This window comes from Bacillus sp. WC2503, assembly GCF_052682895.1.
Map to the genome: position 1 here is coordinate 3,673,477 of NZ_JBQYMD010000001.1, position 15,257 is coordinate 3,688,733.

The 15,257-nt window shown below is 37.2% G+C and carries 16 protein-coding genes and 2 other annotated features (1 of these 18 running past the window's edge); all 16 genes read right to left on the reverse strand.

From position 1 onward, the window contains the following. Nucleotides 1-4 precede the first annotated feature (4 nt). The 16 genes from rpmA to ACUN26_RS18910 all read right to left on the reverse strand — a co-directional run bounded on the left by rpmA (nucleotide 5) and on the right by ACUN26_RS18910 (nucleotide 15,166). Nucleotides 5-295, reverse strand: coding sequence for a 50S ribosomal protein L27 (rpmA, locus tag ACUN26_RS18835; RefSeq protein WP_000944957.1), 291 nt, complete (start codon nucleotides 293-295; stop codon nucleotides 5-7). Between the two features lie 3 nt (nucleotides 296-298). After that, nucleotides 299-643, reverse strand: coding sequence for a ribosomal-processing cysteine protease Prp (locus ACUN26_RS18840; protein WP_002093232.1), 345 nt, complete (start codon nucleotides 641-643; stop codon nucleotides 299-301). A gap of 11 nt (nucleotides 644-654) precedes the next feature. Continuing rightward, on the reverse strand, nucleotides 655-963 hold the full coding sequence (gene rplU / locus ACUN26_RS18845) for a 50S ribosomal protein L21 (protein WP_000270907.1): 309 nt from the start codon (nucleotides 961-963) through the stop codon (nucleotides 655-657). A gap of 14 nt (nucleotides 964-977) precedes the next feature. After that, nucleotides 978-1,055 (reverse strand) — a sequence feature (ribosomal protein L21 leader region). Between the two features lie 77 nt (nucleotides 1,056-1,132). Then, on the reverse strand, nucleotides 1,133-2,521 hold the full coding sequence (locus tag ACUN26_RS18850; RefSeq protein WP_000855448.1) for an Rne/Rng family ribonuclease: 1,389 nt from the start codon (nucleotides 2,519-2,521) through the stop codon (nucleotides 1,133-1,135). A gap of 67 nt (nucleotides 2,522-2,588) precedes the next feature. Next, nucleotides 2,589-3,449: a stage IV sporulation intramembrane metalloprotease SpoIVFB gene (spoIVFB, locus tag ACUN26_RS18855; RefSeq protein ID WP_000598976.1), complete on the reverse strand. Its 861-nt coding sequence runs from the start codon at nucleotides 3,447-3,449 to the stop codon at nucleotides 2,589-2,591. Next, a complete protein-coding gene (gene spoIVFA / locus ACUN26_RS18860; protein ID WP_000797540.1) occupies nucleotides 3,442-4,188 on the reverse strand; it encodes a stage IV sporulation protein SpoIVFA in 747 nt (248 codons plus the stop codon). Before spoIVFA ends, spoIVFB begins: the two co-directional genes overlap by 8 nt. A 134-nt stretch (nucleotides 4,189-4,322) precedes the next feature. Further along, nucleotides 4,323-5,120 (reverse strand): septum site-determining protein MinD, encoded by a 798-nt coding sequence (gene minD / locus ACUN26_RS18865; RefSeq protein WP_000503310.1) that lies wholly within the window; start codon nucleotides 5,118-5,120, stop codon nucleotides 4,323-4,325. 2 nt (nucleotides 5,121-5,122) lie between these two features. Next, nucleotides 5,123-5,809 (reverse strand): septum site-determining protein MinC, encoded by a 687-nt coding sequence (gene minC / locus ACUN26_RS18870; protein ID WP_000391516.1) that lies wholly within the window; start codon nucleotides 5,807-5,809, stop codon nucleotides 5,123-5,125. 35 nt (nucleotides 5,810-5,844) lie between these two features. Further along, the gene (mreD, locus tag ACUN26_RS18875) at nucleotides 5,845-6,390 is read right to left on the reverse strand and encodes a rod shape-determining protein MreD (RefSeq protein ID WP_000975760.1); all 546 of its coding nucleotides are present in this window, start codon (nucleotides 6,388-6,390) and stop codon (nucleotides 5,845-5,847) included. 14 nt (nucleotides 6,391-6,404) lie between these two features. Further along, nucleotides 6,405-7,259 carry a rod shape-determining protein MreC gene (gene mreC / locus ACUN26_RS18880; RefSeq protein ID WP_001135475.1) on the reverse strand — a complete coding sequence of 285 codons (855 nt, stop codon included), beginning with the start codon at nucleotides 7,257-7,259 and terminating at the stop codon, nucleotides 6,405-6,407. A gap of 41 nt (nucleotides 7,260-7,300) precedes the next feature. Continuing rightward, nucleotides 7,301-8,320: a cell shape-determining protein MreB gene (gene mreB, locus ACUN26_RS18885; RefSeq protein WP_000466737.1), complete on the reverse strand. Its 1,020-nt coding sequence runs from the start codon at nucleotides 8,318-8,320 to the stop codon at nucleotides 7,301-7,303. Nucleotides 8,321-8,478: 158 nt separating this feature from the next. Continuing rightward, entirely contained in the window at nucleotides 8,479-9,156 is a 678-nt protein-coding gene (gene radC / locus ACUN26_RS18890; protein ID WP_001013401.1) for a DNA repair protein RadC, read from the reverse strand. Nucleotides 9,157-9,203: 47 nt separating this feature from the next. Beyond that, complete coding sequence (locus ACUN26_RS18895) at nucleotides 9,204-9,779, reverse strand: Maf family protein (RefSeq protein ID WP_001226288.1); 576 nt, start codon at nucleotides 9,777-9,779, stop codon at nucleotides 9,204-9,206. 220 nt (nucleotides 9,780-9,999) lie between these two features. Continuing rightward, nucleotides 10,000-10,962 (reverse strand): hypothetical protein, encoded by a 963-nt coding sequence (locus tag ACUN26_RS18900; RefSeq protein ID WP_000361021.1) that lies wholly within the window; start codon nucleotides 10,960-10,962, stop codon nucleotides 10,000-10,002. A gap of 164 nt (nucleotides 10,963-11,126) precedes the next feature. Further along, entirely contained in the window at nucleotides 11,127-12,428 is a 1,302-nt protein-coding gene (locus ACUN26_RS18905) for a bifunctional folylpolyglutamate synthase/dihydrofolate synthase (RefSeq protein WP_000582089.1), read from the reverse strand. A 92-nt stretch (nucleotides 12,429-12,520) separates the two neighbouring features. Further along, nucleotides 12,521-15,166 carry a valine--tRNA ligase gene (locus tag ACUN26_RS18910; RefSeq protein ID WP_000072227.1) on the reverse strand — a complete coding sequence of 882 codons (2,646 nt, stop codon included), beginning with the start codon at nucleotides 15,164-15,166 and terminating at the stop codon, nucleotides 12,521-12,523. A 38-nt stretch (nucleotides 15,167-15,204) separates the two neighbouring features. Then, nucleotides 15,205-15,257 (reverse strand) — a binding site (T-box leader) (it continues 179 nt past the right edge of the window).

The window sequence follows — 15,257 nt, forward strand, 5'->3', positions numbered from 1 at the left end:
GTTCTTATGCTTCTTGAGCAACAGGATATACGCTCACTTGTTTGCGGTCACGGCCAAGACGCTCGAAGCGTACTACGCCGTCAACTTTCGCGTATAAAGTGTCATCGCCACCACGACCAACGTTAACACCTGGATAAATTTTTGTACCGCGTTGACGGTAAAGAATTGAACCACCTGAAACCGTTTGACCATCTGCGCGTTTAGCACCAAGACGTTTTGACTGAGAGTCACGACCGTTCTTTGTACTACCTACACCTTTCTTAGATGCGAAAAACTGAAGATCTAATCTTAACATACGTTACACCTCCTGCACTTTTTCTATTAAACGGATATACTTTCCGTAATCAAGTTCGATCGTCTTTAGCGAAACAACTAATCCTTCTAAAAGCGTTTGAGCTTTTTCTGCTGCATGAACGTCTAAATCATTAGGCAATTCATAAGTTAAGAATCCACCATCACTTCCGAGTTCAATAGTTGCCTGCACATTACAAAGCTCTTCCACTGCATTTATAGAACCAAACACAACCGCTGTAGTTCCAGCACAGACAAGGTCTTGTCCATGTGGCGCATACTCGGCATGTCCAGTCATTTTAAATGATTGGATACTTCCTAATTTCGTGCGACTTATCGTAATTTTAATCATGTTAACCTGAATTAAGCGTTGATAGCTTCAACAACTAGCTTAGTGTAAGGTTGACGATGACCTTGTTTCTTACGATTGTTCTTTTTCGCTTTGTATTTGAAAACGATGATTTTCTTAGCGCGACCTTGTTTTTCAACTTTAGCAGTCACTGTTGCGCCTTCTACAACTGGGCTACCAACTTTAACGTTTTCGCCACCAACGAAAAGAACTTTGTCAAAAGTAACAGTTTCACCAGCTTCAACATCTAATTTTTCAATGTAGATTGCTTGACCAGCTTCAACTTTAATTTGTTTTCCACCTGTTTCGATAATTGCGTACATACTTGCACCTCCTCTTAATTACTAAGACTCGCCAAAAACGAGGTAGACATAAATGCCTTTAGGGAACCTGTCTTGTGCGGTTGTAGCATATAGCCGTTTAGGTGCTATAAACTATAACATAAAGATGTTATCATGAATCATAGACGGTTGTCAATAAATGTTCTGCTAACTATTTTTTCCGTTCTACAATTTCTTTTTTACTTCCAAATCTTATAATAGCGTACTTTTCGATAGTATCATCTTTGAAATAAATTTCAAATGGAATATTTTTTTGTAATTCTTTTTGTAAAAATTGTTTTTGCAGATCTTGAGGTGCAGCAATTAATACTGCTTCATCCTCTATATTGCCATATGTAATGAGTTCTCGCTCTAACTCATAAGCAATCGTTTCATACGACATTACATACCCCGTCGCCTTACACGGTACACACTCTTCTAGCAATACGTCACGTAAAGAATGTTTTTTACGTTTACGTGTCATCTCCAAAATCCCTAACTCAGTAAACCCAAGTACTCTTGTATAAGTGCGATCATTTTGCATAGCAGCTATGAGACCTTCTCTTACCTTTTCTTTATCTTCTCGTTTTTTCATATTAATAAAGTCGATTAATATCATTCCACCAATATCACGAAGTCTTAATTGGCGAGCGATTTCGTCAGCGGCCATTTCATTTGTACGAAGTACTGTATCTTGTAAATTTTGTTTTCCGGTAAACTTCCCCGTATTCACATCTATTACAGTCATCGTCTCCATTTGTTCCACAATCAAATAAGCACCGTTTTGGAGCCACACAATTTTTTGAAGTGCTTTTTCAATTTCTCGCTCTATTCCGAAATGATTAAACATCGAAGATTTTTCATTATAAAAAGATACTTTTTCTTTTCCGACCTTGTCTTCTAATTCTTTTACTACACTTCTTGTATCTACAACTATTTTTTCGATTGTTTCAATTGGATTCTCTTGAAATACACGATCTAAAAAAGTCGCTGGTCGATGAAGTAATAGCGGTGCCTTTCCTTGGCCCTCTTTTCTTTTTAACTCTTCATATAACTGCTGTAACCTTTGCATTTCAGTTTGTATTTCTTCAATTTCTCCTTTTTCAGAAGCGGAGCGGAAAATATACCCTCCTGTCCCTTCTACTTCAATTTCGAGTAACTGCTGTCTTCTTTTATTGTTTTTTATTTTCCGAGAAACAGCGCGCATTTCATCATATGGCATATAAACGACATATTTCCCGGTAAATTCTATATTCGCTGTTAATTTCGGTCCTTTCGTATCAATTGCCTCTTTCACAACTTGTACGAGTACTGCTTGTCCTTCATGTATACGATAAGAAGACGGTACATCATCATATGAAAGGTACGCATGTTTTTCTAAACCGATGTTTACAAATGCTGCATTCATTCCAGCAATTGTTCTTACGATACGTCCAACGTAAATATACCCAACAATCTCTTGTTCTTCATTACGTTTCCATAAAAATTCAACAATTTTGTTCTTCTCTTCAATTGCAACGCGCTTTTCCGATCCAGCATAGTTCATGTATAAGGTTTTCAAATTTCTTTCCTCACTTTATAATCTTCTTTGTTTTTACAATAATAAAAGGTTAGTGCTATCGTCAACACTAACCGATTAATTCTTCAACAGATGAAGTTGTTCGTTTTTCAGTAAAATACGCATAGAGTAATTCATTTTCATCCAATGTGTAATGCTCTTTATATTCTCCATGGACGATAATAGAATGCTTATATCCTCTACGAAATTTGGTGAAAATCGTATATAAACGATCTTCTGATTGCACCTCTATAGGTGCAATCTTTTCAATCCCTCTTTTATTTCCGTAATAACGCTCTAATAAAAAGCGCATAAACGCATAACGTCTTTGCTTCCATTCTTGATATAACGATATTGCTAAAAATATGAGTAGTACCCACATCATAATATTGTTACTATTCCAAAGTAACTGCCACCCTAATATGACACTAAAAAAAACACATGACAATTGCATCATTTTTTCATGTGCTTGTAAATAAGGAAAACGATATGATAATACATTAAACAACACTTTCCCGCCATCAAGTGGCCAAATAGGGAGTAAATTAAAGGCTAAAATAATTATATTATTCCACATAAAAAAATAATATAATTCCGCATTCAGCCAGCCAATCTCAAACAATATATACCCTACTAGCATCATCCAAATATGTTGAATAGGTCCTGCAATTACGACAACAAGTTCCTCTTTCAATGATTTATTTCCATGTTCCTCAAGCTCAGCCACACCACCAAACGGTAACAGTTGAATTTTTTTAATACGCCAATTATAATGCGCTGCTGCAAAAGCGTGACCGAGTTCATGAATAAGTACGATACAAAACAACAATAGTAACTCTTTAAAACGCGCCGTAAAAATACCAATAACTATAATAACCCAAAACAACGGATGCACTGAAATTTTCGTTAAAACTTCCTTATATTTAATCAAATGAAATCACCTGAATCGGATCAACAAATTTTTCATTCTTTTTTATTGCGAAATAAAATTTCCCATTTTTATTATTCGCATCATTACTCACCGTTCCAATTTTTTGTTTCTTTGAAACGTAATCATATAACTTTACTGACATATCATTTAAATTTGCATACCACGACTCCGTGCCATCTGCATGTTGAATTTGAACTGTATTTCCAAGTTCTTCTTTCTTACCCGCAAAAACAACTAATCCTTCATTTACTGACTCAACTGTTGCATTTGTAGCCGTTTGGACAAATACACCTTGGCCATTTTTTTGAAATCCTTGCATTACCTTTCCTGAAGCAGGAATTGCATAGTCTTTTTGCTGAATAGTCCCTTCCTTTTTCTCGTTAGGCGAATAGAAGACGAGAGGTTTTCCAAACTGTTTTTCATACCATTTCGCTACAGTAGCAAACTGAAACTCCTCTTTCATCACTTTTTCTGTAACAGCTTTAGCACCATCGAAAGAAGAAGGCGCATTCTTATACAAAATAGCAATTGAAAGAACTAAGATTGCTGATAATAAAACTTTGAAGAAAAAGACTTCCTTTCGAAACAAAGGATGAATTTCCTTTTCTCCCTCTTCAATAAATACCCCTTCACTATCAAAATTCCCCCCGGCAAAATACTGCTCTTCCTCCATTCTTTCTTGCTCTGCCTTCCTTTTCGCAATCCGCTTTTTAATTTCTTCTACACTTCTATTCTTCATACTGTCTCCCTTCTTTCGCTAACCTTATTTAAATAGAAACAGTTGTATACAGTTTGTACATATGTATGAGCTAGGAAAGAAAGATATTCGTATGAAGAAAAAAAGAAAGCACTTCGCATATGTGCGAAGTGCTCTTAACGGATGCCAAAGAAGTTTTTCATCTTTGTAAATACCGATACCTTTTCTTGTTCAAATGCTTGTAATGGTACATTCTCACCCAACAAGCGTCTTGCAATATTACGATAAGCTAACGCTGCTTTTCCACTAGGTTGCAACGCTACAGGTTCACCTGTATTTGTAGCACGAATAACTTCATCATCGTCTTCAACAACACCAAGAAGCTCGATTGATAATGTACGTACGATTTCATCAACATCTAACATATCCTGTTCATGAAGCATATGACTACGCACACGGTTAATAACAAGTTTCGGTGGTTCAATATCCTCTTTTTCTAAAAGCCCAATAATACGATCTGCATCACGCATTGAGGATACTTCTGGCGTCGTAACAACGATTGCTTTATCCGCACCAGCTACCGCATTTTTAAATCCCTGCTCAATCCCCGCAGGACAATCAATTAATATGTAATCATAATCTTGACGTAATACTTGTATTAATTCATCCATTTGTTCAGGTGTTACCGCTGATTTATCACTCGTTTGTGCTGCAGGTAATAAATAAAGATCATCAAAACGTTTATCTTTAATAAGAGCCTGAGGTAAACGACAACGCCCTTCAACGACATCAACAAGATCAAATACAATACGATTTTCCAGCCCCATTACTACGTCTAAATTTCGAAGACCAATATCTGTGTCAATTAAGCACACTTTCTTTCCAGATAAGGCTAGGGCTGTACCAATGTTCGCAGACGTTGTAGTTTTACCTACTCCGCCCTTTCCAGATGTAATTACTATTGCCTCTCCCACAGCTATACAATTCCCCTTTCTAACTTTGTTAAATTAGGTCTAAGATGAGTGAGAAGTTGCAGGCGATCGACAACAATGTGATTGTCCTCATTAATATACGCACATTCTGCCGTCTCCGCTCCGTCTTCTTTCTCTTCCGGAGCCCGCATTGCCACATCACTAATTCGAAGTTGCATCGGGTTCATAACAGATGCAGCAATTACAGCCTCTGAATCCCCATAATACCCAGCATGTGCAATCCCTCTTAATGATCCTACGACAAAAATATTCCCCCCAGCGATAACCGTTCCGCCTGGATTAACATCTCCAATTAACAATAAATTTCCTTTTACATGTAAAACTTGTCCAGAGCGAACAATTTTGGAAATAGGGACAATCTCTGTTTCTTCTTTCCATGCTATTGCTTCCGATTTAGTTATAACATCACTTTCAATTGAATCCACAACAAGATTCTTTTTATTACGAATTAACGTACGAAGCTCTTCTTGGTGGACTTCTGTTAAATAACGATTTCCCACTTTCACATGCACTTCAATTAAAGAACGCCCATCGCCATCATAGTAATGTGTAGATAGTTTTTCGTCCAATTCTTTCAGTAATTCAGAGAATGAACAGCAGTCATCTAAATGAAGCGTTATCCCGTCTTTTGTCCCTTTTATCGTTACATTTTGTTGCTTTTTTTCTTCCACTAAAGTTCACCCCACCGATTCAATTCGACATAAAATTAGAAAATCCTTTTTTCTTTTTCTTCCATCGCTCTTGAAAGACGCACTAAATATCGTCTCAGTGGGAAACAAACTATCAATATGAAAATTCCATTCAGCAATAAAGTAGAAAGGAGACGATCCGTGAAAAAGACATACGCCGACATATGAGTACGTCCTAACAAAGTTAAAAATCCATACACATAATATTCTAATGCTACAATGCTAGCTAATACGATAGACACAACAATGAATAAATTCAATTGTAGTACCTTCATCACACTATAAACTAAATAAGCTAAAATCGGATAAGCAAATATATATATACCGACAAGTTCTGTGTATACGGTATCAAATAAGAAACCAAATAATAGCCCGTAATAAATCCCTTGGACCGGACCATAGTACACAGTAACAAAACATAACACAATGATAAAGAAATGCGGCGCTGCTATACTGTCTTTCCAAAAAACTTCTGTTGGAACAATAGTAGCAAACATATTTTCAAACAGAAAAACAAAAAGGAGCAAAAGAGGAAGAGCTGCTCTTTTTAAAATCTTCATCATCTCTTCTCCTCCTCCTATTCTAATGGCGCTGATTTCATATCACGTTTAGCTACTATAATATGCTCTACGTCATTTAAATCAGCGGCAGGTTTTACATAAGCTGTTTTTGTTAAACCGTATGCATCTGGTTGAACATCAACGATTTCCCCAATCTCAAGACCTTTCGGGAAAATCTCCCCACCAAGTCCAGACGTTACAACCATTTGACCTTTAGCTACTGGTGCATCAGAGCCAATCTTTGTGAAAAGTAACAATTTTTTTTCTTTGTCATAACCTTCGATTAAACCGAAGATATTTTCATTTCCATGTACAACAGCAGAAACACGATTTGTTCGACTCATAGAACTTAACAACTCTACTGATGCTGTAAATTGAGATACACTTTTCACGCGTCCAACTAAACCTTTTGAAGTCATAACAGCCATATCCTTTTTAATCCCTTGCTGTGCTCCTTTATCAATTCCAATTAAATCGTACCATTTATCTGGATTGCGAGAAACAACAGTAGCTGGAATTTCAGAAAAATCGCTCGGCAACTCTTTTTTTTCAGTTAGCTGTCTTAATTTATTGTTGTCTTCCTCTAATTGCTTCACTTTAACTGATAAACTCGCATAGTTATCTATTTTTGCTTTTAATTCTTTATTCTCTTCATACGTGCGCTTTACATCCTCTACATTTTCAAAGAATCCAGCTACATATTTCGCTGGCTTTTGGAATACACGTTCTACAACACCGACAGTGTCTTTAACAAACTGCTCTGGCCATGTTAAACTGTTCCGTTCTTTCAATGAGATTCCAATCAATGCCACGAGAAGAATAATACTAACTAACAAAACAATTAATCTTTTGTTTAAGAAAAACTGTGGCACGTTCACACCCTCTTAATTCCATTGATTTTTATTTTGCAATATTATCGAGCAGCCGTTTTGAAAAGATCGATATTATCTAATGCTTTTCCTGTTCCAATTGCTACGCAATCTAATGGATCTTCTGCAACAAGAACTGGCATATTTGTTTCTTCACTAATCACTTTATCTAAGTTACGTAGTAATGCACCACCGCCTGTTAATACAATACCGCGGTCCATAATATCTGCCGCTAATTCAGGTGGAGTTTTTTCCAACGTATTTTTAACTGATTCTACAATTGCATCTACTGTATCTTTTAATGCATCCGCAATTTCTTCTGGTTGAATTAGTACTGTTTTTGGTAAACCACTTACTAAATCACGACCACGAATTTCCATAGGCTCGATACCTTCTGGCTCGCCTGCAGAACCGATTTCTAATTTTAATGCCTCTGCTGTTCTTTCACCAATCATTAAGTTATAGCTTTTCTTAATGTACTGAATGATTGAATCATCCATATCATCACCAGCAACACGAACTGATTGACTTGTTACGATACCACCTAATGAGATGATTGCAACTTCTGTTGTACCACCACCGATATCAACAACCATACTACCAGTTGGTTCCCAAACAGGTAAGTTCGCACCAATTGCTGCTGCAAATGGTTCTTCGATTGGATATGCATCACGAGCACCCGCTTGACGAGTCGCATCAATTACTGCACGTCTTTCAACAGCTGTAATACCAGACGGTACACATACCATTACATACGGTTTACGTGAGAAGAAGCCGTTTGATTTTTGAGCTTGTTGAATGTAATATTTCATCATTGTTGCTGTTGTTTCGTAATCAGCAATTACACCGTCTTTCATCGGACGAAGTGCTACTACGTTTCCTGGTGTACGACCAATCATCTGTTTTGCATCGCTACCTACAGCAACGATTTGTTTCGTATCAGTTTGTAATGCTACTACTGAAGGTTCACGTAAAACTACACCTTTTCCTTTTACATATACAAGCGTGTTCGCAGTTCCTAAATCTATTCCAAGATCGCGAGTAAAGCCACCAAATCCAAACATATTTTTTATCTTCCTTTCTTGTTTTCACGGACTCATTTTTTTCTTATTTTATATTATAAAAACAGTACGTTTTTTATATCTATATCCTTTTTGCAGATAATTTTCTACAAAAAACTCATAAATCACATTATAAAACAAAATAAGTAAAAAGCATAGTCTTAAATATGACCTTTTTCCTTTAAACTCACGAATTTATGGTCACCTATTATAATATGATCAAGCACTTCAATTCCAATAATCTGGCCGCATTCTACTAAACGTTTTGTTACTTCAATATCTTCTCGGCTCGGCGTAGGATCTCCTGAGGGATGGTTATGAAGACATATGATAGAGGCTGCTGCACGGCGGAACGCTTCTTTAAAGACTTCTCTTGGGTGTACAATTGACGTGTTTAGACTTCCAATGAATATCGTTTGCCTATGTATAACTTGATTTTTTGTATTTAAATATAAACAAACAAAATGCTCTTGTTGTAAAAAGCGCAGTTCTTCCATCATGTATTTCGCACAATCTTCTGGGCTTCGAATGCTATATCGATTTTGATACTCTAAACGTACCATTCTTCTACCTAGTTCAAAAGCAGCCATAAGCTGAGATGCCTTTGCAATCCCAACACCATGAATACTAATTAATTCTTCTAACGTTGCATCTTTCAACATACGTAAACCATCAAAGTGATGTAAAATTTTATCTGACAACTTTAAAACTGTCTCTTCTTTAGAACCTGTTCTGAGTAACACTGCAAGAAGCTCCCGATTTGATAAACTCCCTGTTCCTTCTAATAATAAACGCTCCCGTGGCTGTTCTTCTCTGACAACATCACGAATACCGTTCATCTCTCCACCCCTTTTACCTGTTCTCTCAAAGAAAACCCCATGCAATTTTACGCATGGGTTACATCAATATCAAATTGTTTTAATTCCCGGACAAGACGTGCAATTGGTAAGCCGACTACACTGTAGTAATCTCCTTGAATATGTTGAACAAAAATAGACCCTTTTCCTTGAATACCATAACTTCCTGCTTTATCAAGAGGTTCTTTCGATGCAACATATACGTCAATTTCCTCTTCTGTTAATTCCCAAAACGTAACTTCTGTACGCTCATAAAAAGTGACCGTTTTTTCTTTCGATATAATTGCCACACCTGTATATACTTCATGTGTTTTTCCTGATAATAATTGTAACATTTCTTTCGCCTCAACCTCATTAGAAGGCTTTCCAAGAATACGCGACTCATATGTAACGATTGTGTCTGCACCTAACACAATGTGATCACTATTATTTTCTGCTACCGCAGATGCTTTTTGCAAGGCAAGGGACATAACAATATCAGGAGGTGATGAATACGCACCAATCGTTTCTTCTACTTCACTTACAACGATTTCAAATGGTACGCTAGCTAACTCCAGCAATTCCTTCCTCCGAGGTGATCCTGAAGCTAAAATAATTTTTCTCATATTTTCTCCTTCCTTTCTCACATGAAGCAGAACAATTTACATCAATCGTATCAAAAGAATAGTTTATCCACAAATGAAAGAAATATTATTTTCTCTAAACAAAATAATATTTCTTTACTGCATACGATTATATTCCAGCCATAGAGAAAGTACTTTGCTCTAAATTTAAAAGAAAAGAAAGAAGTATAGACACTTCTTTCTTCATCATTTCATTATCTTATCATTTCACTTTTTGTGAAACAATTTTTTCATACGAAAGTATACCATCAATAACAACTTGATTTAATTTCGCCAAAGATTCTTTATCGCTCTTTCCGTCCTTCACTGTTTGCACAGCTATTGACGTATACATATACAGCTTTTTTACCTCCTCCTGCTTCATACTTTTCCCTACTTTTTCAATTGATTTCCATTCTTTCTCAATTACTTCTATATCTTTTGCATTACTTTTCCCACCAGCTTGTACGCTAGAAGCATATTTTGCTAAATGAGTATATAATGGCTGTACTTTTGTTAAGAACGCTCCTATTTCTTTATCATCTTTAAGCAACGCTTTATCCGTAATATCCCAGTTCTTTTTTAAAACGGAGACACCATCATTTTTATACTGCGTCATTAATTGATTTATAGCCTGTTCATCGCTAGCAATACCAACAATTAGTGCATACTTATCACCGCTCGGTTTCAAAGCAGCAACCCCTCCGTTACCTTTCCATTCTTCAAGAGCGGCCTGTCCCGTTTCTTTGGAAGAATAAAGCCCACCTTGAACAAAAAATAATTTCATTGGCTCTAATGACGTTCCTGTCTGTTTTTTTTGTTTTTCCTCTTTTGATACTGGTGTTTGTTCTGCCGTTCCATCCACCTTTGATTCTTCATTTCCAGTCTGCTTCGAAGCCGTTACCGTACTTTCCCCTGTTGTCCCTTGTCCTGTAAGTAACTGCAGCATTCCCATTCCAAACGCCGTACCAATTATAATTGCAGTTGCAACAATTACAATTAATGTATTACTCCACTTCTTTCTGTATTTTTCCATGGGCGCTGATTTCTTTTTTTGAAACGGAACAACGTTTTTCGGTCTTTCACTTTCCACTACCATCCATTCAAACTCATCTTTCTTCTTCTCTTCATACTTCGCTTCTGTTCCATTTACTTTCACTGAGATCGTTCGTGATTGCTTGTCCATACACTCACACCTCACCTCTTGTCGTTGTCCGCATCATATCATATTCATTTCACAAAAAAACGAGATATTTGTCAGAGGAATTCGCCAAATAACCCTATATAATTATCTTATATGTATGCATTTGACTTCATTTGTAGAACAAAAAACTAGATAGCAAAGGCTATCTAGTTTTTCTCGCGAATATATTTTCTAACTTCAGAAATGAAATATAGAGAACCCGTTATGATAAAGACATCATTTCCCCCTATCATTTCAACCTTTGTATCAATTGCCTCTTTCCAATCTTCAAAGACTATTTTTGATTTTTTTTGCGAATGCGCTGCAAGTTTGTCAGCGGAAATGGCACGATCAAAGGCGAATGTTGTAAAAATAATTTCATCGGCAATTGTTTCTAATTGACCTACCATGTTATGCAACTGTTTATCACCAAGCGCAGTAAATAAAACTATTATATTTTTATCTTTATAATGTGCCTCTACTGTTTTTACAAGACTCTCAATACCTTCTGGATTATGAGCACCATCTATTATAATATCAGGATTACTTTTCAGCTTTTCAAATCGGCCAATCCAATACGCTTCATGTAATCCAGCTCTTATTTCCTCTTCCTCAATTAAAAATGATACATATGTTTTTAAATACATAATTGCCATAAGTGCTAGTGAGGCATTTCCTACTTGGTGAACACCTTTCATTGACATTCGAACATCTTCAAAAGATGCGAAAGGACAAACAAAATCAAAACGTTCCCCATCTTCGTTAGACTGTTTATGTAACGCTGTAAAATGTTTGCCCAGTTCATATAAGTTTGCATGATTTTCCTTTGCAACCTTTTGAATGACCTGCAATGCTTCATCATCTTGCACGCCTGTAATAACCGGAACACCCGACTTAATAATTCCTGCCTTCTCATACGCAATTTCTCCTAGTGTATCCCCTAAAATATGCATATGATCGTGGCCGATATTTGTAATAATTGTGAGAATAGGATGAATCACATTCGTAGAGTCAAAGCGCCCTCCAAGCCCTGTTTCAAATAAAACAACATCACAGAAATTGATTTTACCGAAATAACAAATTGCCATAACAGTAATAATCTCAAACTCAGTCGCTTCCCCTAAATCCGTCTCGTCTAGTTTTTCAACGACTGGCTTTACCATGTTTACAAGTTCCGCAATCTCTTCATCTGCAATTGGTGTTCCGTTCACACTAATACGCTCATTAAATGTTTCAATGTAAGGAGAGGTAAATGTTCCAACCTTATATTTTGCGCCTTCTAGCATGTAGCGCATATACGTTAAAGTTGAACCTTTTCCATTTGTACCAGCAAGATGAACACATTTTATATGACGCTCTGGATTTCCGAGTTCTTCTAGCATCCAGCTCATTCTTTCTAATCCTGGTTTAATACCAAACTTCAATCGACTATGAATCCACCCTATCGCTTCTTCGTATGTATGTATCACGTATGTTTTCCCCTTTCAAAAGACAACCTTCATCATTCTATTATACGCAAAGAAAAGAGACTCACCAATATAGTGAGTCTCTAAAATACACTTTATTTCTCAAGATCTGCTAGACGTTGGCGAACTGCTTCGCGTTTTTCTAGGTAATCTTGCTCTTTCGCACGCTCTCCGTCAATAACTGCCGCAGGAGCTTTCGCTACGAAGCCTTGGTTTGAAAGTTTCTTCTGTACACGTTCTACCTCTTTATCGAACTTCTCAAGTTCTTTTTCAAGACGTGCTCTCTCTTCGTCAAGGTTGATAAGATCAGCTAACGGTAAGAATAACTCTGCACCTGATACGATTGCAGTCATCGCTTTTTCTGGCGCTTGTAAATTCGTTTGAATTGTTAATTCACTTGGGTTACAGAAACGCTCAATGTAAGAGCTGTTTTTCGTAAGTTGAGCAAGGATAGCCTCATCTTTTGCTTTAATTTGCATTTGAACTTTTTTGCTCATTGGCGTATTTACTTCTGCACGGATGTTACGAACAGAGCGAATGATATCAACTAGAAGGTGCATTTCTGCTGCCGCTTCTTTATCTTGTAAATCTTCGCGAACTGTTGGCCAAGCCGCTACTGTAATAGACTCGCCTTCATGCGGTAAATGTTGCCAAATCTTCTCTGTTACGAACGGCATGAATGGGTGTAATAGACGCATCGTTTGGTCTAATACGTAAGCTAAAATAGAACGAGTTGTTTTCTTAGCTGCTTCATCTTCACCGTATAGTGGAAGTTTCGCCATCTCAATGTACCAGTCACAGAAATCATCCCAAATGAAGTTGTATAATGAACGACCAGCTTCACCGAACTCATATTTATCCATGTTACGTGTTACACTTTCGATCGTTTCGTTTAAGCGAGTTAAAATCCACTTATCTGCAACTGATTTTTCACCAGTTAAATCGATTTCTTCATACTTCATATCATCCATGTTCATTAATACGAAACGTGATGCGTTCCAAATTTTATTAATGAAGTTCCAAGTAGATTCTACTTTTTCCATGCTGAAACGTAAATCTTGGCCTGGTGCACTTCCTGTTGATAAGAAGTAACGCATTGCATCTGCACCGTATTTCTCGATAACATCCATCGGGTCGATACCGTTACCAAGAGATTTACTCATTTTACGTCCCTGTTCATCACGAACTAAACCGTGAATTAATACATCTTTAAATGGACGCTCTCCTGTAAACTCTAAACCTTGGAAAATCATACGAGATACCCAGAAGAAGATGATGTCATAACCAGTTACTAAAGCATCTGTTGAATAGAACTTTTTAAAGTCTACTGCCTCTTCATTTGGCCAACCAAGTGTTGAGAACGGCCATAACGCTGAGCTAAACCATGTATCAAGTACGTCGTTATCTTGATTCCAGTTTTCAATATCCGCTGGCGCTTCAGTACCTACGTATACTTCACCAGTTTCTTTATGATACCAAGCTGGAATGCGGTGTCCCCACCATAATTGACGAGAAATACACCAGTCATGAATGTTTTCCATCCAGCGTAAGTATGTGTTTTCAAAACGCTCTGGTACGAACGTTACTTTTTCTTCTTCTTTTTGTTGAAGTGCTACTGCTTTTTCTGCAAGTGGAGCCATTTTTACGAACCATTGTGTTGATAAATAAGGCTCAACAACTGCACCGCTACGCTCACTATGACCTACTGAATGCATATGAGGCTCAATTTCTACTAATACGTCCGCTTCTTGTAAGTCTTTCACTAACGCTTTACGGCATTCGAAACGGTCCATACCGTTATACTTACCAGCTTTTTCGTTCATCGTTCCATCTTCGTTCATTACTAAGATGCGTGGTAAGTCATGACGGTTACCTACTTCAAAGTCATTCGGGTCATGAGCTGGTGTAATTTTTACAACGCCTGTTCCAAAGTCTTTTTCTACGTACTCATCGGCAATAATCGGAATCTCACGGCCTACGATTGGAAGGGTAACTGTTTTTCCGATTAAATGTTTGTAACGATCGTCTTCTGGATGAACTGCTACAGCTGTATCACCAAGCATCGTTTCTGGACGAGTAGTTGCAAGACGAATGTGACCAGAACCATCTGTTAATGGATAGTTCATATGGTAGAATGCACCTTGAACCTCTTTATGAATTACTTCGATATCAGAAAGAGCTGTACGTGTTGCTGGGTCCCAGTTGATAATATATTCACCGCGGTAAATTAAGCCTTTTTCGTATAATTGAACGAATACTTTATTAACTGCATCAGATAAACCTTCGTCTAATGTGAAACGTTCACGAGAATAGTCTAGTCCTAAACCAACTTTCCCCCATTGTTGACGAATGTGAGAAGCGTACTCTTCTTTCCACTCCCAAGCTTTTTCAAGGAATTTCTCACGGCCAAGATCGTAACGTGAAATACCTTCTTCACGAAGTTTTCCTTCTACTTTCGCTTGTGTTGCGATACCCGCATGGTCCATTCCTGGAAGCCATAATACATCGTATCCTTGCATACGCTTCGTACGAGTTAAAATATCTTGAAGAGTTGTATCCCAAGCATGACCTAAGTGTAACTTACCAGTTACGTTCGGAGGTGGAATTACAATTGTATACGGTTGTTTCTTCTCGTCTCCTGTTGCTTCGAAATATTTGCCTTCAAGCCACCATTGATAAAGGCCTTCTTCAACGGACATATGATCATATTTAGTTGGTAAATTCTTTTCCGTGTTTGACATTATTTTCCCTCCTTAAAATAAAAAATGCCCCTCATCCAAAAAAGGACGAGGGACATCGCGGTACCACCTTTATTTACAAACAAATTCAGAA

Coding starts and splice junctions, on each gene's coding strand:
- rpmA (WP_000944957.1), bottom strand. CDS start 295: ATGTTAAGATTAGATCTTCAGTTTTTCGCATCTAAGAAAGGTGTAGGT.
- ACUN26_RS18840 (WP_002093232.1), bottom strand. CDS start 643: ATGATTAAAATTACGATAAGTCGCACGAAATTAGGAAGTATCCAATCA.
- rplU (WP_000270907.1), bottom strand. CDS start 963: ATGTACGCAATTATCGAAACAGGTGGAAAACAAATTAAAGTTGAAGCT.
- spoIVFA (WP_000797540.1), bottom strand. CDS start 4,188: ATGAAGAATAGAAGTGTAGAAGAAATTAAAAAGCGGATTGCGAAAAGG.
- mreD (WP_000975760.1), bottom strand. CDS start 6,390: ATGATGAAGATTTTAAAAAGAGCAGCTCTTCCTCTTTTGCTCCTTTTT.
- mreB (WP_000466737.1), bottom strand. CDS start 8,320: ATGTTTGGATTTGGTGGCTTTACTCGCGATCTTGGAATAGATTTAGGA.
- radC (WP_001013401.1), bottom strand. CDS start 9,156: ATGAACGGTATTCGTGATGTTGTCAGAGAAGAACAGCCACGGGAGCGT.
- ACUN26_RS18895 (WP_001226288.1), bottom strand. CDS start 9,779: ATGAGAAAAATTATTTTAGCTTCAGGATCACCTCGGAGGAAGGAATTG.
- ACUN26_RS18900 (WP_000361021.1), bottom strand. CDS start 10,962: ATGGACAAGCAATCACGAACGATCTCAGTGAAAGTAAATGGAACAGAA.
- ACUN26_RS18910 (WP_000072227.1), bottom strand. CDS start 15,166: ATGTCAAACACGGAAAAGAATTTACCAACTAAATATGATCATATGTCC.